The sequence below is a fragment of the Mesorhizobium huakuii genome, from assembly GCF_030160235.1.
In the GTDB taxonomy this organism is placed as follows: Bacteria; Pseudomonadota; Alphaproteobacteria; order Rhizobiales; family Rhizobiaceae; genus Mesorhizobium; species Mesorhizobium huakuii.
This window is the reverse complement of sequence record NZ_BSNY01000021.1, coordinates 329,505-351,802: the sequence shown is the minus strand read 5'-3', so window position 1 is coordinate 351,802 and position 22,298 is coordinate 329,505. Positions and strand designations below refer to the sequence as shown.

Annotated in this window: 19 protein-coding genes; 10 read left to right on the top strand and 9 right to left on the bottom strand. The window is 65.0% G+C overall.

All coding sequences use genetic code 11. The features are described from left to right. The first annotated feature begins 11 nt into the window (after nucleotides 1-11). Both QQK95_RS11930 and QQK95_RS11925 read left to right on the top strand, forming a co-directional pair. A complete protein-coding gene (locus tag QQK95_RS11930) occupies nucleotides 12-1,148 on the top strand; it encodes a S8 family serine peptidase (RefSeq protein WP_284272470.1) in 1,137 nt (378 codons plus the stop codon). 125 nt (nucleotides 1,149-1,273) lie between these two features. Continuing rightward, nucleotides 1,274-3,373 (top strand): EAL domain-containing protein, encoded by a 2,100-nt coding sequence (locus QQK95_RS11925; RefSeq protein WP_284272468.1) that lies wholly within the window; start codon nucleotides 1,274-1,276, stop codon nucleotides 3,371-3,373. Here QQK95_RS11925 and QQK95_RS11920 read toward each other — a convergent pair whose 3' ends face one another. Next, nucleotides 3,374-3,565, bottom strand: coding sequence for a hypothetical protein (locus QQK95_RS11920; protein WP_284272466.1), 192 nt, complete (start codon nucleotides 3,563-3,565; stop codon nucleotides 3,374-3,376). 315 nt (nucleotides 3,566-3,880) lie between these two features. Between QQK95_RS11920 and QQK95_RS11915 the strand changes: the two genes are divergently transcribed. The 3 genes from QQK95_RS11915 to QQK95_RS11905 all read left to right on the top strand — a co-directional run bounded on the left by QQK95_RS11915 (nucleotide 3,881) and on the right by QQK95_RS11905 (nucleotide 7,215). Then, complete coding sequence (locus QQK95_RS11915; RefSeq protein ID WP_284272464.1) at nucleotides 3,881-4,666, top strand: uracil-DNA glycosylase family protein; 786 nt, start codon at nucleotides 3,881-3,883, stop codon at nucleotides 4,664-4,666. Nucleotides 4,667-4,799: 133 nt separating this feature from the next. Then, nucleotides 4,800-6,413 (top strand): amidohydrolase family protein, encoded by a 1,614-nt coding sequence (locus tag QQK95_RS11910; protein WP_284272462.1) that lies wholly within the window; start codon nucleotides 4,800-4,802, stop codon nucleotides 6,411-6,413. Nucleotides 6,414-6,489: 76 nt separating this feature from the next. Next, nucleotides 6,490-7,215, top strand: a complete 726-nt coding sequence (locus tag QQK95_RS11905; protein ID WP_284272574.1) for a 3-keto-5-aminohexanoate cleavage protein — start codon at nucleotides 6,490-6,492, stop codon at nucleotides 7,213-7,215. Between the two features lie 13 nt (nucleotides 7,216-7,228). Here the strand turns inward: QQK95_RS11905 and QQK95_RS11900 are convergent, their stop codons facing one another. Together QQK95_RS11900 and QQK95_RS11895 are read right to left on the bottom strand one after the other, a co-directional pair. Further along, complete coding sequence (locus QQK95_RS11900) at nucleotides 7,229-8,749, bottom strand: AMP-binding protein (protein ID WP_409371681.1); 1,521 nt, start codon at nucleotides 8,747-8,749, stop codon at nucleotides 7,229-7,231. Nucleotides 8,750-8,794: 45 nt separating this feature from the next. Beyond that, nucleotides 8,795-9,610 carry a p-hydroxycinnamoyl CoA hydratase/lyase gene (locus QQK95_RS11895; RefSeq protein WP_284272457.1) on the bottom strand — a complete coding sequence of 272 codons (816 nt, stop codon included), beginning with the start codon at nucleotides 9,608-9,610 and terminating at the stop codon, nucleotides 8,795-8,797. 134 nt (nucleotides 9,611-9,744) lie between these two features. Between QQK95_RS11895 and QQK95_RS11890 the strand changes: the two genes are divergently transcribed. Next, nucleotides 9,745-10,209: a MarR family winged helix-turn-helix transcriptional regulator gene (locus QQK95_RS11890; protein WP_284272455.1), complete on the top strand. Its 465-nt coding sequence runs from the start codon at nucleotides 9,745-9,747 to the stop codon at nucleotides 10,207-10,209. A gap of 6 nt (nucleotides 10,210-10,215) precedes the next feature. On the opposite strand, the gene QQK95_RS11885 is transcribed toward QQK95_RS11890, so the two are convergent. The 3 genes from QQK95_RS11885 to QQK95_RS11875 form a co-directional block, all read right to left on the bottom strand. Continuing rightward, the gene (locus QQK95_RS11885; protein WP_284272453.1) at nucleotides 10,216-10,899 is read right to left on the bottom strand and encodes a YoaK family protein; all 684 of its coding nucleotides are present in this window, start codon (nucleotides 10,897-10,899) and stop codon (nucleotides 10,216-10,218) included. After that, nucleotides 10,896-12,029: an NAD(P)/FAD-dependent oxidoreductase gene (locus tag QQK95_RS11880; RefSeq protein ID WP_284272450.1), complete on the bottom strand. Its 1,134-nt coding sequence runs from the start codon at nucleotides 12,027-12,029 to the stop codon at nucleotides 10,896-10,898. The genes QQK95_RS11885 and QQK95_RS11880 overlap by 4 nt, the downstream gene beginning before the upstream one ends. A 146-nt stretch (nucleotides 12,030-12,175) precedes the next feature. Beyond that, nucleotides 12,176-13,171 carry an ornithine cyclodeaminase family protein gene (locus QQK95_RS11875; protein WP_284272449.1) on the bottom strand — a complete coding sequence of 332 codons (996 nt, stop codon included), beginning with the start codon at nucleotides 13,169-13,171 and terminating at the stop codon, nucleotides 12,176-12,178. 130 nt (nucleotides 13,172-13,301) lie between these two features. Here QQK95_RS11875 and QQK95_RS11870 point away from each other — a divergent pair, with 130 nt between their 5' ends. Further along, on the top strand, nucleotides 13,302-13,763 hold the full coding sequence (locus tag QQK95_RS11870; RefSeq protein ID WP_019859344.1) for an Lrp/AsnC ligand binding domain-containing protein: 462 nt from the start codon (nucleotides 13,302-13,304) through the stop codon (nucleotides 13,761-13,763). 53 nt (nucleotides 13,764-13,816) lie between these two features. On the opposite strand, the gene gcvA is transcribed toward QQK95_RS11870, so the two are convergent. Next, nucleotides 13,817-14,716, bottom strand: coding sequence for a transcriptional regulator GcvA (gene gcvA / locus QQK95_RS11865; protein ID WP_284272446.1), 900 nt, complete (start codon nucleotides 14,714-14,716; stop codon nucleotides 13,817-13,819). 127 nt (nucleotides 14,717-14,843) lie between these two features. On the opposite strand from gcvA, the gene QQK95_RS11860 reads away from it, so the two are divergent. Beyond that, nucleotides 14,844-15,548 carry an SDR family oxidoreductase gene (locus QQK95_RS11860; RefSeq protein WP_284272444.1) on the top strand — a complete coding sequence of 235 codons (705 nt, stop codon included), beginning with the start codon at nucleotides 14,844-14,846 and terminating at the stop codon, nucleotides 15,546-15,548. Between the two features lie 115 nt (nucleotides 15,549-15,663). Further along, complete coding sequence (add, locus tag QQK95_RS11855; RefSeq protein WP_284272442.1) at nucleotides 15,664-16,656, top strand: adenosine deaminase; 993 nt, start codon at nucleotides 15,664-15,666, stop codon at nucleotides 16,654-16,656. Between the two features lie 32 nt (nucleotides 16,657-16,688). Here the strand turns inward: add and QQK95_RS11850 are convergent, their stop codons facing one another. Further along, nucleotides 16,689-19,124 (bottom strand): putative bifunctional diguanylate cyclase/phosphodiesterase, encoded by a 2,436-nt coding sequence (locus tag QQK95_RS11850; protein WP_284272440.1) that lies wholly within the window; start codon nucleotides 19,122-19,124, stop codon nucleotides 16,689-16,691. A 161-nt stretch (nucleotides 19,125-19,285) separates the two neighbouring features. Continuing rightward, nucleotides 19,286-20,566 carry a cytochrome-c peroxidase gene (locus tag QQK95_RS11845; RefSeq protein ID WP_284272438.1) on the bottom strand — a complete coding sequence of 427 codons (1,281 nt, stop codon included), beginning with the start codon at nucleotides 20,564-20,566 and terminating at the stop codon, nucleotides 19,286-19,288. 195 nt (nucleotides 20,567-20,761) lie between these two features. On the opposite strand from QQK95_RS11845, the gene QQK95_RS11840 reads away from it, so the two are divergent. After that, a complete protein-coding gene (locus QQK95_RS11840) occupies nucleotides 20,762-22,294 on the top strand; it encodes an acid phosphatase (protein ID WP_284272436.1) in 1,533 nt (510 codons plus the stop codon). Nucleotides 22,295-22,298 lie beyond the last annotated feature (4 nt).

The window sequence follows — 22,298 nt, the reverse complement described above, 5'->3', positions numbered from 1 at the left end:
AAAAATGCAGAATGCGGTTCGTGGTGCCGCCGAAGCCGGTGCAGGTCAAGCCGACGCCGCCAGGCCTGATGGGCCTGGTTGAGGTCGACAGCCTGGTGCGCTTCGAAAAGGCGCATGATATCGCCACCGGGTTTGGCGTGACCGTGGCGGTCCTCGACACCGGCTGTTTCACCGAACATCTCGACTTCAGTCCGAGCGACGAGCGCATTGCCGCGAGGGCGAACTGCATGACGGACCAGACCGGCGACGACGTCAGCGATATGTCGGGCCACGGCACCCATGTCACCGGGGCACTGGCGGCCAACGGGCCCCATGTCGGCGTGGCGCCGGCCTGTCGCATTGTGCCGGTGAAGATACTTCTAGGCACCGACGACGACAAAAGCGCGCAGATACGCGCTGCTATCGCCCGGGGCTTGAACTGGGTGCTCGACAATGCCGAGGCGCAAGACATCACGGTCGTGTGCCTGTCGGTCGGCGACGACGGCAACTATGCGGATGACCAGGACTTCGCCGGCGACGCGGTCACCGACGCGGTCACCGACGCGGTCTTGGCGCTGGCGGAGCGCAACATCCCGGTGGTCGCGGCCGCCGGCAATTTCTACGGCAAGTTTTCGAAGATCGAGCCGGTTGAAGGCATGTGCTTTCCCGCCATCCTGCGGCAAGCAGTCAGCGTCGGCGCCGTCTACGACCAGCCCTGTGACAATGCTGCGGGCCGGCCCTGCAAGCTCGGTCCGGAATATGGCAGTCCGTCCACGCAAAGCTCCGAACCTGACCAGTTGACGATCTATACGCAGCGCATGGCCAAGGCAGCTGCGGGTCAATGTGGCACCGACATCTTTGCGCCCGGCTCATGGGTGCTTTCCACCGGCATCGATGGTGACAGCGGCTCGTCGATCGTCAAACAAGGCACTAGTCAAGCCGCCCCTATCGTTGCCGGTGTCATCGCGCTGCTGCAGTCGCTGCATCTCAAGCACACGGGAGAAAAGCGCCCCCCCATCGCGATATTGAAGAAGATCATGAGCGATACGGCAGTCTCCATCTCCGATGATTCGCTGGTGACCAACGTCAAGGTGACCAACAAGACTTTCCTGCGGGTGGATGCCTTTGCCGCGGTGCAGGAGCTCGCCCGGCAATTGGGTGAGGGCTGACTGGCGGCCAGGAATGGAATCCCCCGGCCATCGCCATGGCGGATCACTTCGCTCACCTGCCGGTAACTGTTTCTTCTCTGGTTTTGTCGCAGATTGCCCGCGGGTGGAGCAGGCGAAAACAGACGATGGCGCGTCAGGGCAAGAAAAGTCGCAATGGAGCGTTCTGGGCCAAGGCCCTGGAGCGCGCCCATCTCGGCGTCTGGGACTGGGATCTTCGCACCGGCGACTGCTTCTATTCGCCGACCTGGGCGCGAATGCTGGGCTACGAGGAAGATGAACTCGCCAACACCAGCGATTTGTGGCTGCAGCTTACCCATCCCGACGACCGCGAGCGGGCGCTGGCCAGCGGCGATCGCCACATTGCCGGACTGACCGACGCCATCGAGACCGAATTGCGGCTGAAGCACAAGCTGGGCCACTGGGTGTGGGTGCTCGACCGCGGCGGCATCGTCGAGCGCGACGCCGACGGGCATCCGCTGCGGCTGATGGGCGTGCAGACCGACATTTCGAAGCAGAAGGCGGCCGAGGCCGCGCTCGAACAGGTCACCATGCGTTTCCGCCTGGCTCTCGCCGCCAGCGGCACCGGTATCTGGCACTACGACATCGCCACCCACAAGAGCTATTGGGACGCTCGCACCAGGGAGATGTTCGGCCTCGTTGCCGACACCGACGAGGTGACGGCCGAGCTTTGGCACAGCTTCCTGCACCCGGACGACAAGGAAGCCACCGAGCGTGCGCATTTGCCGCCTCCCGGCTCGGACGCGGTCACCGCCTGGCAATACCGCATCATCAAGCGCGACGGCGAGATCCGCCATGTCGAATCGCTGGTGCGCTTCGTCGCAGCCGCGGGTGCCGCCGGCCAGGTCCTCGGCACGGTGCGCGACATCACCGAGGACAAGCTGCGCGAACAGGAGCTTGCCTTCGCCGCCCGCCACGACGCGCTGACCGGCCTGTGGAACCGCGCCGCCTTCGACAGGCTGCTTGCCGACCACATTGCCACGGGCGTGCCGCTGGCGGTGTTCTATGTCGATCTCGACTACTTCAAGGCGCTCAACGACTTCGCCGGCCACGCCGCCGGCGACCTGGCGCTGAAGAGCGTGGCGGCGGGCATCGGCCGCTGCCTGCCGCCATCGGCGCATGCGGCACGGCTCGGCGGCGACGAATTCGCCCTGTTGGTGCCCCATTGCGATCCCGCGCAGGCCGAGCGGCTGGCCGGGGCCATTCTGGGGGCCGTGCGCGGCGCCGATTTCGGCCTTGCCGCGACCGCGCGGCGCCTCGCGGCAAGCATCGGCATCGCCATCGTCAACGACCGGGCGACCACGGTCGCCGACGCACTGGCCTGCGCCGACGACGCCTGCTACGCGGCCAAGGCCGCCGGGCGCGATCGCTTCGCGGTGTTTTCGGCCGAGGCCGCCACCGGCGGCCTCAACGCGGCGCGGCTCGCCGCCGACACGGTCGATGCCATGGAGGACGGCCGGCTGAAACTGTTCGGCCAGGAGATCCACCTGCTGGGCCGGCCCTGGCAGGAGAACCGCCATGTCGAGGTGCTGGCGCGGCTTGCCGGGCGCGGCGGCAAGCTGATCCCGCCCAGCGAATTCATCCCGGCGGCGGAGCGCTTCGGCATAGCCGCCAGGCTCGATCGCTGGATCATCCGCACCGCGCTCTCGCGGCATGGCGCGGCGATGAAGTCGGGCGCGATCACGCTCGGCTTCAACCTGTCGGCACAGACGCTGAGCGATCCCGGACTGTGGGACTTCGTCGACAGCATCATCGAGGAGACCGGGGCGCCGCATTCGGGCATCGGCTTCGAGATCACCGAAACCGCCGCCGTCACCAATTTCGACGCCGCCGAGACGTTCGTGCGCAAGGCGCGCGAGCGGCGCTGCAAGGTCAGCCTCGACGATTTCGGCGCGGGCATGAGCTCGTTCGAATATCTCAGGCGCTTTCCCGTCGATGCCATCAAGATCGACGGTTCCTTCATCGAGCACATGGCCGAGAGCCGCTTCGACCGCGAGATCGTCTCGGCCATATCAGGCATTGCCCGCAGTGTCGGCTGTGCCGTCGTGGCCGAGAAGATCGAGCAAGCCGAGACGCTCGGCATCCTGCAGGCGATGGGCGTCGATTTCGGCCAGGGTTTCCTGCTGCACCGGCCCGAGCCGCTGGAGCAGATCGTGGCGCGCGCGACCGGACCGGCAAGCGCGGCACAGGCCCGCAAGGCGTCCTAGTCAGAGTTGCCGCGCCGTCGCTTGCGGAAAGTCCAGCACCCCAGCCTCGGGCCGCCTGTATTGTGCCTCCGCCACCATTTCGATCAGCAGGTCGAGCGCCTCGCATGCCGAACGGCTCGTCTCGTCATTGCCGCGCAGATAGTGATAGGCGCGTTCGAGATGGATGCGGGCGGCTGAAAAATCGCTGGTCAATGGTTCCCTCCATGATCCCGCCCTAATGTATCTTGGCTGGCCCGGCGGAATGCGGGGTAAATATCCACAGGCGGGTTTTAATCAAATGCCGATTGATGCCTGGAGGGAAGGCAGGGCGCTCTGTCAGCAGGAGATGTTGATGATCGTCCGGCCCGTCCAATGACGCGCTTCCGCGTGGATTGCATCCGGGGCCGCCACCCGAAGTTTATCGGGAACTGAATTTCGCCGGTGGCTTGAATATGACATTGATATAGTATTAATGTCAGTAAAATTGTCGATGAATTCTTTCTGCATTCAAACCACTGCAGGTGGATCATGAGCAATGCCGTCGAATTCGATCCCGGCCCACCTGCGGCTTTTGCCCAGCACTTCGCCGACGTGCCCGACTACGCGCCGTTCAAGGATTTCTTCTGGTATGACTGGGGCCCGGTCTTCTATCGGGGCAGGTTGGATGGTTCGGCGCGGGTTTTGTGCATTGCGTCCGATCCCGGTGCAACTGAAAGGGTGGCGCTGAGAACATTGGTCGGCGATGCTGGCCAGAGGGTCCAGGGGTTTCTCGCCAAGCTTGGCCTCACCCAGTCCTATCTCTGTCTCAACGCCTTCGCCTACGCACTTATCCCGAGCCAGAGCGCAGGCGGCGACGATGTCCTGGACGAACCGGCGCATCTGGCGTGGCGCAACGCACTGTTCGACATGGCGAAGGGACCGAAAGTGCAGGCGATCATTGCTTTCGGCGCGCAGGCCCAGCGCGCCGTCGCCAAATGGCCCGGCAAGGCCGGCACGCAGGTGTTCAAGCTTCCACACCCCAGCAGTCACGATCCGCAGGTCCTCGCCAACGCCTGGCGGACGGCGATCGTCACGCTGCGCGGTATCGTCACTGCCGACGCGGGCGGTAATGCCGCCGGATCGAACTATGGCGCCCAGCTGGTCGAAGCCGACTATGCGGTGATCCCGCGACGCGATCTTCCTTTCGGGGTTCCCACCTTCATGGGCGACGACCGTTGGCTGAGGGCCATGGCGCCGCCACAGTTCGCCAGTGTCAGCCGGCCGCATCCGGACGACCGGCACACGCTGATCTGGAAAGCGCCGAAGTCGAACTAGGCCGATTGAGAAATCGAATCGCTGAACAGGCCTACCTGCTCATTTGGTTTGGCCTTTCCCTGGAATTGTTCCATGGCGCGATCCGCCGGCCTCAATCTTGCGCCTATGCAGGTTTGAAGAAGCGGAGGGTACCATGCAAGCCAGCAAACGTGCGTATCGCGGACGCGTCGTGCAGATGGACGCGGCGTTCAGTGTGCTTGCCGACGCGATCATATGGATCGAAGGCAATCGCATTGTCGCAGTGACGGATGCTTCAGTTGCGCCACCGCCGGGCTTAGAACATCTGTCGCCAGTGGTAACCGGCGGAACGTTCTTTCCCGGCCTGATCGAACTCCACAATCATCTCGCCTACGACATATTGAAATTGTGGGCGGTGCCGAAGCCCTACAAGAACCGGGCCGGGTGGCAAGGCAAACCCGAATATCAGGCATTGGTCAGCGGGCCGATGACGGTTCTCGGCAAGGCGCCGGGCATTGCACCGGCGATCGCCCGCTACACCGAGGCCAAATGCCTTGTCGGCGGCACCACCACCTCGCAAGGGCTAACCTTGTTCAGCGCCGCGGGCATCAAGCGGAAATATCGCGGCTTGGTGCGCAATGCGGAAGAGAGCCTCGACGCCAATCTTCCCGATGCTCAGGCACAGATTCCCGATTTCGCGGCAAGCAAGAAGGACATTTTCCTGAAATATCTAAAGACTCATAAATGCATGTTGCTTCACCTCAGCGAGGGGATTGACGCCAGCGCGCGCAAGCATTTCCTGGACCTCAGGATCGGGCCGAACGAATGGGCGATCGCGCCGTCGCTCACCGGCATTCATTGCAATGCGTTGCATCGCGAGGATTTCGACCGGTTGGCGCAGGTCGGTGCCGGTATGGTGTGGTCGCCGCTTTCCAATCTGATGCTTTACGGCCAGACAGCCGATATCGTGGCGGCAAAGGCTGCCGGGCTGCGCATCGGCATCGGCTCGGACTGGTCGCCGACCGGCAGCAAGAACCTGCTGCACGAGATGAAGGTGATCTGGCAATACAGCCAGACGAATGGCGGGCTTTTCAGCCAGCGCGACATCGTCGCAATGGCGACGATCGGCGCGGCGGGGCTGCTGCGCTGGGACCGTTATCTCGGTTCGATCGAGGCCGGAAAATACGCCGACCTGATGCTGGTGCGGGGCAATAGCGGTGATCCCTATGCAAGCCTCATCAAGGCCGACGAAACCCAGGTCGACCTTGTCGTCATCGATGGTGTCCCGCGCTACGCGACGCTTGGGTTGGCAGCGGGATTTTCGGCCACGAGCGAGGAGATTTCCTTCGCGGGCGAGAAGCGGCTGGTCAATCTCGACGATGCTTCGGCGGACGAAGCGGTCGCAGGGCTCGGCCTGGCAAAGGCGCAGGAAACGCTTTCCCAAGCCATGGCTGATCTTGCAGGAATGGCCGAGCACGCCGTCGCCTTCGAGCGTATGGCGCCGACCCTGCGGGCCAAGACGCTGCCGCCGCAGGCGCAGTGGACGCTCGTCCTCGACCAGGATGAGCCTCACGACCTCAACCTGCGGCCACGCTTCACCGACGAGGCGCACATGCCGTTGCTGGTGAGACTGTCGGAGGCGGCGACACCTCTCGCGAAGATCGTGCCCTCGGCACTGAAGCCGCAGAAGCTCGATCCGCTGACGGTTGCCGGCGATCCCGACTATTACCCGTCGCTGCAGGCACAGATGAACATTCCAGCGGCAATCAAGCAGGGGTTGCACGGCTGAGTCCTGTCAGCAGTCTCGAGGTCTGGCTCTTTGCCGCGCGATATGGTGAGGGTAGGGTTGGATTTTGAGGGTGGCGATGATCGTCCAGGCCTGCATCAACGGCGCGCGTCCGCGCGATTTTCATCCGAGGCTGCCGCTGACGGCACAGGCCATGGCCAGCGATGCCGCGGCCTGCGTCGCGGCGGGTGCTGGCGAACTGCACATCCATCCGCGCGACGCCGATGGGCGCGAGAGCCTCGCCGCCGTCGATGCGACGGTGCTGGCCGTGCGCAAGGCCTGCCCGGGCACGCTGGTCGGTGTCTCAACCGGCGCCTGGATCGAGAACGATGTCGCGCGCACCCGCGCGGCGATCGCCGGCTGGCGCGAACTGCCGGACTACGCCTCGGTCAATCTCTCCGAGGCCGATGCACCCGCCGTGATGGAACTGCTGCGCCAGCACGGCGTCGGCATCGAGGCCGGGCTCGCCACGGTAGAAGACGCCGAGCGCTTCATCGGCGTTGCCGACCACGACCGGGTGCTGCGCATCCTGATCGAAATCGACATTCCGGACCTGGCCAAGGCACTCGACGAGGTGCACGGCATCGCCGCCGTGCTCGAACGCGCCGAAGTGCGGCGGCCGATCCTGCTGCATGGCGCCGACGCCACGGTCTGGCCGTTCGTGAAGCTGGCACATCAAAGACGCTGGTCGACGCGCGTCGGGCTGGAAGACGGCAACACGCTGGCCGATGGAAGGGTGGCGAAGGACAATGCGGAGATCGTCGCGGCGGCGGTGGCGATTTTCCGCTCCGCGCCACATGGCTGAACAGCGGTCCGCCTCAGTCCCGCCTGCCGGCGGGCGCCGTCCATGTGCGTAAAATGTGTTTCTGGATCTTGCCGGATGCGGTGCGCGGCAGCGCATCGGTGAGCAGGAATTCTTTCGGTACCTTGTAGCGGGCGATGCGGGCGCCGCAATGGCTTGCCAGATCGGCGGGGTCGACGACGCATCCGGGTTTGACCACGACGAAGGCGCGCCCGACTTCGCCCCAGCGCGCGTCGGCGATGCCGATCACGGCGACTTCGGCGATGCCGGGATGGTCGAGCAAGGCTGTCTCGATTTCGACGGGATAGACGTTCTCGCCACCGGAAATGAACATGTCCTTGCGACGGTCGACGAGGGTGACGAAACCTTCATCGTCGTGTCGCGCGATGTCGCCGGTGCGGAACCAGCCATCGGCGGTGAAGGCGCGCTGCGTCTCTTCCGGTCGGTTCCAGTAGCCTGGCGTGATGGAGGGGCCGGACAGCCATATCTCGCCGGGCTCCCCGGTCGCGACGTCGCGGCCGTCGTCGTCGACGAGGCGCAGGCCGATCGTCGGCGCCGGCAGGCCGGCCGAGCCTGCCTTGCCGGCGATGCGGCCGGCCTCGACCGGCATGCCGAGCACCGTTCCTGCCTCTGTCATGCCGAAGCCGTCGGCCATGCGCACGCCCTGGGCCAGCCACCAGCGGATGTCCGTGGCCGGATTTGGCGCGCCGCCGGTGAAGATGGCGGTGAGCGAGGTCCAGCGCGACGGCGTGAAGTCGGGGTGGTCGCGCAGCATCCTGGCCATCTGCGGCACGCAGAAATAGTGGGTGACGCCAAGAGTGGGATCGGCGAGGCGGCGATTGGTGGCGCCGGCATCGAAGCCGGGCGAGATCAGCACCGTGCCGCCCTGAAGCAGCGTCGGGCGCAGGCTGGTGATGAGGCCGATGACGTGGAACATCGGCGCGTCGCAGAGGAAGATGCTGGCATTGCCGACGCGGCCGAGCACGCCGAAATTGACCGCCGTGGCGAAGGCGTTGCGTTCGGTGACGATGACGCCCTTTGGCCGGCCCGACGTGCCCGATGTGTAGAGGATGATCGAGGGCGCATCGTCGGCGGGCAGGCGACGGCGCGGCGCCGGCGGCCCTGCCTCGACCGCTGCCGCAAAGGCGGCGATATCGACAGGGATGCAGCGCTCCGGCAATGCCGCCTGCGGGGCGGCGTCATGCAACAGCAGCGCCGGATCGCAATCGGCAAGGATCGCCTGCTGTTCAGCACCGGCAAGCCGCCAGTTGACCGGCACGAAGATGGCGCCGAGCCGCATTGCGGCCTGCTGCAGGATCAGAAGATCGGCGCTGTTGCGGGCAAGCGTGGCGATCCGTTGCCCAGGCTTGACGCCGTAGCCGGTTTCGAGAACGCGCACAGCGCGCTGTACGGCTTCGTCAAGCGCGGCATAGGTCCAGCGCCGGCCGGAGGCCAGGTCGACGCAGGCGACACGGTCCGGCTGCGCGCCGGCATGCAGGGCCACCGGGTCAGAAATCGTCAAGGCCGGCATGCGCATCTCCTCCCAGATTGCGTCGTTGGCTCGTGTCGTTGGCTTATCGCGTCATCTGGCCTTGTCGTAAGCGCCGAGACCCGGCTTGTAGCTCTTCTCGTCGATGAACTGGCGGATGCCTTCCTTGCGGCCCTCATTGTCGTGCGAGTTGGCCGCCTCCTGGGCGCGGACCAGATAGTCCTCGGCATTGTCGTAGGTCATTTCGCTCACACGGCGGATGGCGTCCTTGGTCGCCTTCAGCGCGATCGGGTTCTTCTTCAGAAGGATGTTGGCAACCTCGGTAACCCGCGCCTTCAGCTCCGCCAATGGCAGGCTTTCATTGACCAGCTTCCAGGCGGCGGCCTTCCTGCCGTCGATCAGTTCGCCGGTCAGCGCGTGATACATGGCGTCGCGCATCGACAGGAGGTCGACCACCACCTTGGTGGCGCCGCCGCCGGGCAGGATGCCCCAGTTGATCTCGGACAAAGCGAACTGCGCCTCGTCGGCGGCAAAGGCGAGGTCGCAAGCGAAGAGCGGGCCATAGCCGCCGCCGAAACACCAGCCATTGACCATGGCGATGGTCGGCTTGCCGTACCAGCGCAGGCGCCGCCACCAGCCATAGGCTTCGGATTGCGCCTTGCGGACGGCGCCCAACCCCTTGGCCTCGGTCTCGCGGAAATACTCCTTGAGGTCCATGCCCGCCGACCAGGCGCTGCCTTCGCCCGACAGCACCAGCACGCCAACATCGGCGCGATACTCGAGTTCGTCCAGAACCTCCATCATGCGCCGGTTGAGTGCCGGGTTCATGCAGTTGCGCTTGTCCGGCCGGTTGAAGCGCACCCAGGCGATGCCGTTTTCGACGTCGAAGGCAACGGTCTCATCGGTCATGGTCGGTCTCCTCCCGCTCCATCACAGTCATGATCACAGTCATGGAAAATTGCTATGGAGCATAGCGATCTCGATTGCTATGTCGCATAGTCTTTTTCGCTTGACAAGAGCCGGCATCGCGGCGATCGGTTGGCATGGACGAAACCCAGCCTCGCACCATGCCGAAAATGATGTCCGAGGACGCGCTCGATGCGCAGGTCGGCTACAATCTCAAGCGGGCCTCGGCTTTCGCGCTCAACGATTTCGCGGTCGAACTGACCGAAGCGGGTCTGCGCCCGGTCACCTATGGCATGCTGGCGCTGATCGATGAGCGGCCAGGCATCCGCGCCGCGGAACTGTGCCGCCTGCTCGGCATGAAGAGCGCCAACATGGCGCCGCTGCTTGCCGAACTGGAAGAGCGCGGGCTGGTCGAGCGCGACGACCATGCCGGGGACAGGCGCGTGCGGATGCTGACCCTGACGCCGGCGGCCAGACAGGCGATGCCTCGCTGGCGGCGACAGGTTCGCCGGCACGAGGACAGGTTTCTGCACAGGCTGACGAAGAAGGAGCGGGCGACGCTGCTGCGCCTGCTGCGCCTGATCTGGACGGACGAAGGTTGAGGGCCGCTATTTGGCTTCCCCATCCGGCCCTGTAAGCCGCAGCAACAGCGCGGCGAGCGCGATCACCGGCGGGACAATAAAACACCAGACATTGGCGTAGGCGAAGCCGAGCGCGGCAGCAGCGCAGCCGGCGGCGAAGACGGCGACCGCCGCCGCCATGCGCCGCAGGCGGGCAATGAGCGCCGGCCGCGCCTCCGGCGCCGGGCCGCCGATGAGATCGGCGAGGTCGATCATGATCTGGGTGGTGGTGCCGGTCATCAGCGTCGAGGGCGGGGCTGCCGCGAGATGGACCCGGTGCACCGCGTTCTGGATCGCCATGGCGGCGACCAGCACCATGCCGGTGACGATCGCGGCCGCGCCGTCGCCGCTGGCGAAGGGGCCAAAGCGGATCGCCAGCGCCGCGCCGATGACGAGCAGCGCCAGTTTGGTCGCCAGCAGCACTCCGAGCGCCTGATGTCCGCGCCGGCGCAAATGCTCGCCTGCCAGCCGGGTCAGGATGACGACGATGCAGAACACCGGCAGCGCCAGCAGTTTTGCCAGCACGCCCGAAATGCCGAGCACGAGCGAGGCGCCGAGCGTGACGAAATTCCCCGTCACATGCGCGGTGAACAGGCCTTGCAGCGCCAGGAAGCCGGCCGTGTCGACATAACCGCCATTGAGGCTGAGCAGCAGCGGCAGCGTGGGCTTCATGGCGTGGTCGCCGGGACCAGGAAACGGTCGGGCGCCAGCGCCGCGGCGGTGACGCCGAGCGCCGTGACATCTTCTGGCAGGGGCTCGCCGCGCATCAGCGCCGCGCTCAGCCGGGCCAAGGTCAGCGATACCTGGAAACCGTAGCCGCCCTGGCCGCCGAGCCAGAAGAAGCCGGGCAGGCGCGGGTCGAAGCCGGCGACCGGCGAGCGGTCGGGCGCGAAGGTGCGCAGGCCCGCCCATGGTGTCGACGGACGGCCGATGCGCATCGACGTCGCCTGCTCGATGCGGTCGACCGCGATGGCGACATCGATGTCTTCCGGCCATGCGTCGCAAGGCTCGGAGTCGGTCTCGTCGGCGAGCGAGCCGATCAGCCTGCCGGCGTCGGGCTTGAAGTAGAACTGTTCATGCAGGTCGACCACCAGCGGCCAGCCGGCGATGTCGGTGCCCGCGGGCGGATCGAACAGGAAGGCGGTGCGGCGTTTCGGCTGGAAGCCGAGGCCGGAGAGCCCGGCCATGCCGGCGACGACATCGACCCAGGCGCCGGCGGCGTTGACGACGATGTCGGCCGGGTAGACACCGGCGCTCGTTTCCACGCGCAGGCCGCCGCCGTCTTGCGAAATGGCGCGCACCTCCTCGCCGGTGCGGATCGTGCCGCCGCCGGCCTTCAGCGCCGAGGCGCACGCGGCCAGCATCTTGCCGGTGTCGATATCCAGCGCGTCCGGCTCATAGGCGCCGCCGCAAGTGGCTTCAGCGGCAATGGCGGGAACCAGCGCGTGGAGTTCGGCCGCCGACAGGCGGCGCACGCTGGGCACCAGCGCCTGCAATTCATCGGCCAGCCGGTCGATCGCGGCGCCATCGCCTTTCCAGCCGACATGCAGCGCGCCGCGCCGATGGGCGACGAAGCCGCCCTCGACGATTTGCTGCCGGCTGGCCAGCGTCAGCGCGCGCACCAGCCGGTTGCCGTAGGTCTCGGTGAACAGAGCGGCGGAACGGCCGCTGGCGTGGTAGCCAAGATGTGGCTCGCGCTCGAGGACGATGACTTCAGCCCAATCCCGCACGGCCGCCGCAAGCGAAAGGCCGGCAATGCCACCACCGATGACGACGATTTTTTGGGGAGGACTCGACTGCATCCGGCAGTCGTAAAAACGATTTCGTATCCAGTCAAACGGCGCGACCTTATCTCGGTCATCGCGCGGCCATTTCTTCCCGTTCCGAGGGGAGAAATGGCCGGCTGGGCAATGAGGGCGGCGCTGGCTTTGACGATCGGGAGCGTCCTCTACAAGATCACAGCCCGCCCCAGTCCTCGCCGAATTGCCTCGCGATAGGCAAGGTCGGCCGCCACCATGTCCTCCATGGCAACACCCATGGCCTTGTAGACGGTGATATGGTCGGCGCCGGTCCTTCCCGGCCGCAGCCCAAGCAGCATCTCGCCAAGCTCGGTTCCGGTTTGCGGATCAATGCCATCGAGCTCGCAAGAGCCGACCGGCGTCGGGGCGAAGGCGTCCCTGGTCTCGACGAACAGGCTCGCCCGGCCGATAAGCTCGATCGGCAGTTCGCCGCCGGGCGGGGCGACGCCCACCGACGAGACATGCGTGCCGGGCCGCAGCCATTGCGCCGAAATCACCGGCTGGTAGGAATGCGTGGCCAGGCACACGACATCGGATGAGCGCACCGCGGCCTCGAGATCATTGACGGCGACGACGCCCGGATGCAGCGCTGCCAGCGCCTGCGCGTCCGTGAGCTCTTTCGAAACGACGCGGATTTCGGCAAAATCCCGCACCAGCGGCAGAAGGTGCAAGTGCTGGCCGGCCTGTACGCCGGCGCCGACCACCGTCGCGACCTTGGCGTCGCGACGGGCCAGTTCCCGCACCGAGAGCACGGCCGAGCCGGAGGTGCGCACGGCGGTGATGTAGGTGCCATCCATGATGCAGACCGGCATGCCTGTTTCCGGGTCGAACAGATGGATGGTGGCGAGATGGCTGGGGATGGCCCGGGCGATGTTGCCTTCGAAGACGTTGACGATCTTCACCGTCAGATGCATGCCGGCCGTCCAGGCCGGCATCGCCAGCGAATAGCCGGCCCGCGGAATGTCGAGTTGTGGCCGTGCCGGATTGACGATCTCGCCGCGGGACAATGCCTTGAAGCCTTCCGCCAACGCATCGAGAAGCTGGCGCAGGTCGATACATGTTTTCACCTCGGCTTCGCTCAGGATGAGCACGGCTGTGTCGCCCTTGGTCTGGGCGCTGCGGGTGGTCGGTGTGACTGACATCATGGGATCTGCCTTGGTCGGGTTGCGTTGCCCGCCAACGGTATTGCCACTCGACAGCGTGATGAAATATGCTGTTTTCACGATTTTTGCGTGATAATCGCGCTATCTGTGGTCAGAAAGTGTGAATTCTGAAATGGACGATCTCGACCGTATCGACCGCTCGTTGTTGCGCTTGCTGCAGGAGGATGGCCGTCGCACGACGCTCGATCTGGCCCGCCGCGTCGGCCTGTCGCCGACCGGTGCGGCGCAACGCATCAAGCGGCTGTTCGCCGAGGGCTTCATCCGGGCAGTGCGGGCCGTTCTCGACCCGGCCCGGATCGGGCAGGCACAACTCGTCTTCATCGAAGTGCGGCTCGATCATACGGCGCCGCATGTTTTCGACCGCTTCGCCGAGGCGGTTGTGCGGGCGCCCGAGATCATCGAATGCCACATGGTCGTTGGCGGATTCGATTATCTGGTCAAGGCGCGCATCGCCGACATGGCGATGTTCCAGGATTTCCTGCAGCGGGTGATCCTGCCGCTGCCCGGCGTCAGGGAGACGCATACCTACGCCTCGATCGCCAATGTGAAGCCGGACGCGTTGCTGCCTATCTAGACCCCGGAAAAGCGCGTAGCGCTTTCCCTTGGGAGTTGCGGCAAAACAAAGAGTTAGACTGGCGGCCTTTCCCCCGCGTCCAGCAGCCATTGCCGCACGGCCTGTGTCGGTTCGGGATGGCGCTGCTTTCTCGGCATGACGACATAAAAATCCTGCGTGCCGCGCATTTCGCCGCTGACTGGCTGGACGAGGCGGCCGGCGGCGAGGTCGGCGGCGACGAGGAAGCGGCTGGCCAGCGCAATGCCCTGGCCGGCGATGGCCGCGTCGATGGCGAGGCTGGTCTGGTTGAAGCGCATGCGTTTGAGTTCGGCCGTCATCTTCAGGCCGACCGCCTTTTCCATGAATTCCGGCCACAGATTGTGCGCATCGTGCAGCAGGACGTGATGCTGGATTTCGGTCGCCGGGATTTCGGTCGCCCCGGCCGGCAGCAGGGCCGGGCTGCAGATTGCGACGATCTGCTGGGGAAACAACAGGTCGACGATCAGGCCGGCGCCGAAAGGCGGGCGGCCTTGCCGGACCGCGATGTCGACGCCGTCGGACTGGAAGCTCGACAGGCTCTCGCTGGCCAGCACGCGCAGGTCGACCAGCGGATTGTCGGCCATGAAATCCTGCAGCCGGGGGATCAGCCATTTGGTGGCGAAGCTCGGCGTCACGCTGATCGTCAGCCGTGCCGGTTCGGGGCGCAACAGTTGGGTTGCCTCCGAGATCAGGTCGAAGGCGCGGCGGATGTTGGGCACATAGGCGCGGCCCTGATCGGTCAGCGCCAGGCCGCGCGGCAGCCGCTCGAACAGTTTCGTGCCAAGATGGGTCTCCAGGCCGCGAATGTGCTGGGCCACCGCACCTTGGGTGACGTTCAGTTCCTCGGCGGCGACGCGGAAGTTGAGATGGCGCGCCGAGGCCTCGAAGGCGCGCAGCGCATTCAGCGGCGGCAGGCTCAGGAAGGCTTCTGGCATACAGGAGTTTTTCTACTGGTTGATTTCAGGCATTCTGGTTCGAACCGGGTGGCAAAACCAGCTATATCACCGTTCAAATCCCGAAAACACCGGTTGCGGTGCTCGCCAACCCTGAGAGGAAAATCCAATGAGTGTAGAAAAAGTGGCTGTTGTCGTGGCCGGTGGCAGCGGCATGGGGGCGGCGGCGGCCAAGCGCCTGGCGGCGGACGGGTTCAAGGTCGCCATCCTGTCATCCTCGGGCAAGGGCGAGGCGCTGGCCAAGGAGCTGGGCGGCCTTGGCGTCACCGGCTCCAACCAGTCGAATGACGACCTGCAGCGCCTCGTGGACCTGACGCTGGAGCGTTTTGGCCGCATCGACGTGCTGGTCAACAGCGGCGGCCACGGGCCGCGCGCGCCGATCCTGGAGATCACGGACGAGCAGTGGCGCACCGGCATGGATGTCTATCTGATGAACGTCATCCGGCCGGTGCGCATCGTGGCGCCGCAAATGATCAAGCAGAAGGGCGGCGCCATCATCAACATCTCGACGGCCTGGGTGGCCGAGCCGAACGCGATGTTCCCGACTTCGGCCGTGTTCCGCGCCGGAGTGACCGCCTACACCAAGATCTTCGCCAACACTTATGCCGCCGACAATGTGCGCATGAACAATGTGCTGCCCGGCTGGATCGACAGCCTGCCGGCCACCGAGGAGCGCCGCGACAGCGTGCCGATGCAGCGCTACGGCACATCAGAGGAGGTCGCCGCGACGATTGCGTTCCTGGCTTCGGAAGGAGCGGGCTATATTACGGGCCAGAACATTCGCGTGGATGGAGGGGTTATCCGGGCGCTGTGAGGCGTCGGCCGGCACAGAGTTCGGCCACGGCCCATGCGCAATTCTTTCAATCATTTCTTGAAATCGGCAGCCGCCGTTTCGTGATTTGATGCTTCGGCCAAGAGGGGAGACGTCATTGACCGACTTCATCGGACTGCCGAAAGCCGAAGTGCACATCCATATCGAGGGCTGCTTCGAGGCCGACGATGTGATCGCGAACTGCCAGCAAGCCGGCATTCCGCTGCGCGCGCCGCGCGACAGGCTCTTCGAAGCCCATGACCTCAAGAGCTTCCTCGAGATGCTCGACTGGTTGTGCGGGACTTTCCGGACACGCGAACAGCTCGCCACCACGGCCTACAAGTTCGCGCAGCGCATGGGCCGAAGCGGCGTGCGCTACGCCGACGTCATCGTCAATCCGACCCACTGGCCGCATTGGAACAAGGACATTGCGGGGATGATCGACGCGTTCGACGCCGGTTTCGCGGCCGCCGAACAGGATGGTCACCCGCCGGTCGGGCTTTGCGTCAGCCTGCTTCGCACCCAGTCGGCGGCGGAGGCGACCGAGCTGGTGGAGCTGCTGGGCGGGATCAAGCACAGGCGTGTCGTCGCCCTGTCGATCGACGGCAACGAAGCGGCCGCCGGCCGAACCGGCCCGCGCTTCGCCGAGGCGTTTCGCCGGGCCGGCGCGGCGGGTTTGCGGCGCACCGTCCATGCCGGCGAGTCGAGCGGCCCGGAAGGTGTTCGCGACGCCATCGAACTGCTGGGCGCCGACCGGATCGACCATGGTGTGCGGGCGATCGAGGATCTGGAGCTCGTCGACTTGCTGGCGCGCAAACAGATTCCCCTGGGCATCTGTCCGGTCTCCAATCTGGCGCTCGGCGTCTATCCCTCGCTTGCCGACCATCCGATCGATGCCTTGCGCAAGGCCGGTGTCCCGGTTTCGATCAACACCGACGACCCGTCGCTGCTCGACACAACGCTCGAAGCCTCCTATGCCGCCTGCGCCGAGGCTTTCGCCTGGGACGACGAAACCATCCGCCAACTCGCCGCGACATCCGTGCAGGCGAGCTACGCCGACCCTGTGCTCAAGGCGCGGATCCTGGCCGATCTGGCCGCCTGGCGGCGCTAGCTGCCGCCGATTTTCGCCATCGTGCTGGCTGACTAGGCGGTCAGGGCTTCCGGCTGTTCGAAAAGCGCATGCAGCTCGGAGGCCGGCATCGGGCGGCCGAAATACCAGCCCTGGACATCCGTGCAGCCATTCTCCCTGACCAACTTGTACTGGTCCTCGGTCTCGACGCCCTCGGCGGTCGTCGTCATGCCGAGCGTGGTGCCCAGTTCGGCGACGGCCTTGACGATCGCCCGGCTTTCGCTGCTCTCGCACATCAGGCTGACGAAGCTGCGGTCGATCTTGATGCGGTTGAACGGGAACGACCTGAGATAGCTCAGCGAGGAGTAGCCGGTGCCGAAATCGTCCATGGCTATGGAGATGCCGAGATCGCGCAGACTGTACAGCGTGTTCAGCGTGTTTTCGTTGTTCGCCAGCAGGACCGACTCGGTGATCTCCAGCTCGAGCCGTGACGGCAGCAGGCCTGAAGCCGCGAGTGCCGCGGCAACCTGAAGCGATAGCCCCTGCTGTTTGAATTGGGCCGGCGAGAGATTGACCGCAACCTTGACGGGCTGGGGCCATTTCGCGGCGTCCGCGCAGGCACGCCGCATGATCCACTCGCCAAGCGCGTCGATGGCGCCCGTCTCCTCGGCCAATTGGATGAACTCCGACGGCGGCAGCAGGCCGAGGCGCGGATGGTTCCATCGCACCAGCGCTTCGAAGCCGGTGAGTTGCGAGGTCTTTGCGTCGTGCAGCGGTTGATAGTGCAGGACGAACTGTTCTTTTTTCACACCGAGCGCGAGTTCGGATTCGAGTTGGCGCCGCTCCTGCAGTCTTGCGTCCATTCCTGGTTCGAACGACCTGCAGGTGCCGCGGCCTTCCATCTTGGCCTTGTACAAGGCAAGGTCGGCATTGCGGATAAGGGTATCCGAATTATGCCCGTCGTCGGGGAAGACGGCGATGCCGATGCTGCCGCCGATGTTGATCTTATGGCCCTGGATGGAGAATTCGTCGGACAGGGCATGAATGACACGGCTTGCCAGCATGCCGGCCTCGTCGTTGCCGTCGAGCAGGAGCTGAAGGATGACGAACTCGTCCCCGCCAATTCTCGCGACCATGGCGGTTTCGCCGGCATGATGTTTCAACCGCTTCGCCACCGCGCCGAGAAGCTCATCGCCGACCGGATGGCCGAGCGTGTCGTTGACCGGCTTGAAACGGTCGAGATCGACGCAATGGACGGCCAGCTTCTCGTCGTCCCTGAGGCTTCGCAATGCCTCGTCCATGGTGTCGGCAAGGAGGCCTCGGTTCGGCAGGCCGGTGAGAATGTCATGCGTGGCCAGATGCTGAATCTGGGCGGTGCGTTGCTCGACCCGACGCTCAAGGGTCTCGGCAGCCTCGACCTGCATCGTCATCGTGCGCCCGATCGCGTACCAGCAGGCCAGCGCCAGCAGCGTGACCACCGCGACCGCCGCATAACCGGCCAGTTCGAATTCACGCACGGACTGGACGTCCAGGTTGTTGTCGAACCGGCTGTTGGGGAAACCGGCCCACAGACGCCATGCGCTTCTGGGATCGTTGAGCGAGAGCGGGATGACTTCGGAATAGATCAGATTGGGATCGGCCGCCGTGAAGGCATGGGAATCCGCCGCCAGGGCCGTCGACATCTTGTGCTGGTCGGATTCAAAGCCGTAGCCTGAATTGACGATGACATAGTCGCTGCCCGGCAACAGTTTCCGCAGCGCCGAGGTCAGCATGATCGCCGAGACGGAACCGCGCAGGCTGCCGTCCTGGCCGAAGACCGGGACCGAAAGGATGAAGCCTGAGCGGTCGGCGTCATTGCCGGTATGGATGAAATCGGTGTTGTCGCAGGTGATGAGCTCCTTCGTGCCGATGATCGGCACGTTGAGCCCGTCGATGGCGCTCGAATTCGGATAGTTCGTCTTCAGCCAGGCGAGCTGTTTGGCCAGCTCGTGGTATTCATAGGTCTCGATCTCCTCGGGGGGACGGACCAGGGCATTCTGGTCCAGCTTTCCGGGCTTTGCGTCCGCGGCGGCCTGGGATCTCGCCTCGGCGTTCACGATCAGCTGGTCGAATTGGAGGATCGGCTCCTCGAGCTTGCCGGTCACCGCATCGAAGCGGTCCGGGCTGAAATCCAGCGGCAGGAAGTAGACCTCGGAAATCGAGACATTGTTGGCGAGGTTGTTGTAGATCTGCTGGATCGTCGCGCGGCCCTCGTCGCCAAGGTTCGTGCCATGCCGGTCGAGGTTGCGTACGCTCGGCAGATAGCTCAGGGTGCGCACATTCTCGTAGACGGCCCGCAAGGCGTCTTCGACGGTCTTGGCCGTCGCTCTGGAAGCCGCCTGGGAGTTCTCGACATAGCGCTCCTTGGCCAGCGCGAAGTTTCGCTGGGCATCGATATGCAACGCCGCCAGCGTCGCCGCGCCGGTCAACAGGATCACAACAAATCCGGCCGCTCGCCTGAATGCGTTCATCTGCGTCCCACCATCGATTGACGAGGAATACCGCAAGGCGGTTTAGGAAGCGCTAATGGAGTATGTCTTTCTTTACCGGTCCCAGGCGTTGGCGCGCATCTAATCCAGCAAGATCGAGGCACCTTTTTCGCCGGCGGACAGGCCAAGCCGGGCAAGGCGGTTCAGTTCGCTGGCGCCGCCGGCTGGTCGGCATCCGTAAGCGTACCCAGGAAGGCGACGATGTCGTCGATCTCGGCGTCGTTGAGCGCCGGTCTGTCGCCGGGCTTCTTGCCGTTGAAGGGCGGATCCTGATTCAAGTTTCCCCAGTAAGCCTTTGGCAGATCGTCATATTGCCTGACCGTGCCGTCGGCATTCCTGGGATACCATCGGTCCGGATCGGTGTCGCGGCTGGCGTAGAAGGCGACCGCGTCGCGCAAAGTGTGGAAGGCGCCATTGTGGAAGAAGCTCTTGCGCAGCGCGACGTTGCGCAGGGTCGGCGTCTTGAACAGACCGCAATACCCGGTTCGGCCCTTGAAGTCGGTGCGCAGCGGGCCGCACAGGCCGAGATCGACATAGGCGGGGTCGGCATTGGCCGGGATGGCCGCGTTGCGCGGCACGGCGATGGCGATCAGGCCGAAATCGGTGAATTGCGGCGGCTCGCCGTCATTGGCCGGTTCGCTGAGATGGCAGCTGGCGCAATTGCCCTTGGTCTCGTCCTCGAACAGCGCGCGGCCGCGTAGTTCCTGCACCGTCAGCTCAGCCTTGCCGGCAAGGAAGGCGTCGTAGCGGCTGGAATAGGGATAGAAGTCGGCAGCGCTCTGCTCGAAGGTGCCGAGCGCCTCGGCGGCGGCGTCGAAGGCATCGCTTGCGTGGTCGAAGACGTCGTCGCCGAAGGCCGCCTTGAACTCGCCGGCATAGGCGGCCATGCGCAAGGCTGATGTGACGGCGGCTTCATCCTTGTTGGCCATCTCGAAGGGCGAGAGCAGGGGGATCTTCGCCTGGTCCTTGCCATGGTCGGCACGGCCGTCCCAGGTCAGGCCGCCGGTCGGACCATTGTCGACGCTCTCGTCGCCCTCGTCCTCGGAATCGTAGAAATGCTCGGTGAAGGCGGGCGCCGCCTGGAGGTAACGCAGCGACGGCACGGCGCGCACGCCCGGCCGGTCGAGATTTGGACCGCCCATCTCGACGGGTCCCGCCGACGCCGGACCGAAGGCATGGCGCGGGTCATGGCAGGACGAGCAGGCCTGCTTGCCCGAAGCCGAGAGAGCGGGATCGAAGAACATTTTCCGGCCAAGGGCGGTCAGCGCCTGTGCCCGGGCAAAAGCGTCGGCGCGCGACAGGGGGCCGGGATGGACGGTGCCGGTTCCGGCGCGGACAAGAGGTGCCGGCAACGTGAAGGCAAAACCGAACAGCGATGCTGCAGCGGCCGCGACCATCAGGCGTTTGCCTGTCCCTGTCGTCATGAGTTCCAAGTCCATTTCGCTGCGCAGTTAGGATCGCACTGCAACGGATTGATGACTGCTCCAGCTCTTCACGAAACCGTGTTTGCAGGCGAGACAAGTGTCACAAAGGTGACAAGCCATCGACGTAGCTCTTTGCGTGCGCGGCCCCGGCCATGCACGATGCCTCTAGCCATTCCCCTAGCCATGAGGATTTTCATGATGCGGCTCATGCTTGTTTCCTCGCTTTGCCTGGCCGGCACGGCGCTGACTTCAATCCCGGCCAATGCAGCCCCTCCCGGCTACGACAAAATCGACACCGTCGTCGTCATCTATGCCGAGAACCGCAGCTTCGATAATCTCTATGGCGGCTTCCCCGGCGCCAACGGGCTGGCCAATGTCTCGGCCGACCAGGCACGCCAGCTCGACCGCGACGGCAAGCCGCTTTCAGAACTGCCACCGGCCTGGGGCGGGCTGACCGGCAAGGGGGTGACGCCTGTGGTGACCGAGGCGCAGTCGGCGCATCTCGCCAATGCCAGCTTCGCCATCGACGACGCCAGCGGCTTCAACGAGAAGACCTCCGTCGTCACGCGCGATCTCTGGCACCGCTTCTACCAGGAGCAGATGCAGATCGATGGCGGCAAGAATGACAAGTTCGCCGCCTGGGCCGATTCCGGCGGTCTTGTCATGGGCCATTATGACGGTTCCGGCCTGCCGATGTGGGCGGTGGCGAAGAAATACGTGCTGGCCGACAATTTCTTCCAGGGCGCCTTCGGCGGCTCCTTCCTAAACCATATCATGCTCGCCTGCGCCTGCGCGCCGGTCTATCCGCATGCCGACACCAGTCCGGTGAAGGGGCAGATCGCCGTCGTCGAGGCGGATGGCAAGACGCTGAAGGTGGCCGACAACTCGCCGGCCTCGGCACTCGGCGGTGCGCCGAAATTCGTCAATGACGGCGCCATCACGCCCGATTTCTACGCCGTCAACACCATGCAGCCGCCCTATCAGCCGAGCGCCAACAAGCCGGTCGAGGGCGGCGACAAGGCGCTCGCCGACCCGACGCAGCCGACGACGTTGCCGCCGCAGCACGACATCACCATCGGCGACCTCTTGTCGCTGAAGGGGATCGACTGGGCCTGGTATGCCGGTGCCTGGCAGGCCACGCTCGACGGCAAGAACGCGACGCCGGTGCCGAACTTCCAGTTCCACCACCAGCCGTTCAACTATTTCGCCGCCTACGCGCCGGGCACCGCCGCACGGACCGCGCATCTCAGGGATGGCGGTCTCGACGGCGCCGAATTCATCAAGGCCATCGACGACGGCAAGCTGCCGTCCGTCACTTTCTACAAGCCGCAAGGCAATCTCAACGAGCACAGCGGCTATGCCGACATCACATCGGGCGACCAGCATCTGGCCGACCTTGTCGCGCATCTGGAGAAGAGCCCGCAATGGGGTCACATGCTGGTGGTCGTGACTTATGACGAGAATGGCGGCTTCTGGGATCATGTCGCGCCGCCCAAGGCCGACCGCTGGGGACCGGGCAACCGCGTCCCGGCCTTCATCATCTCGCCCTATGCGAAGATGGGCACGGTCGACCACACGCAATATGACACGACGTCGATCCTGCGCTTCATCACCGCGCGCTACGACCTGCCGGTGCTCCCGGGCATCGTCGCCCGCGACAAGGCGCTGGCCGCCAATGGCGAACCGCCGATGGGGGATCTGTCAGCCGCGCTCGATCTCAGCCGGTAGGCTG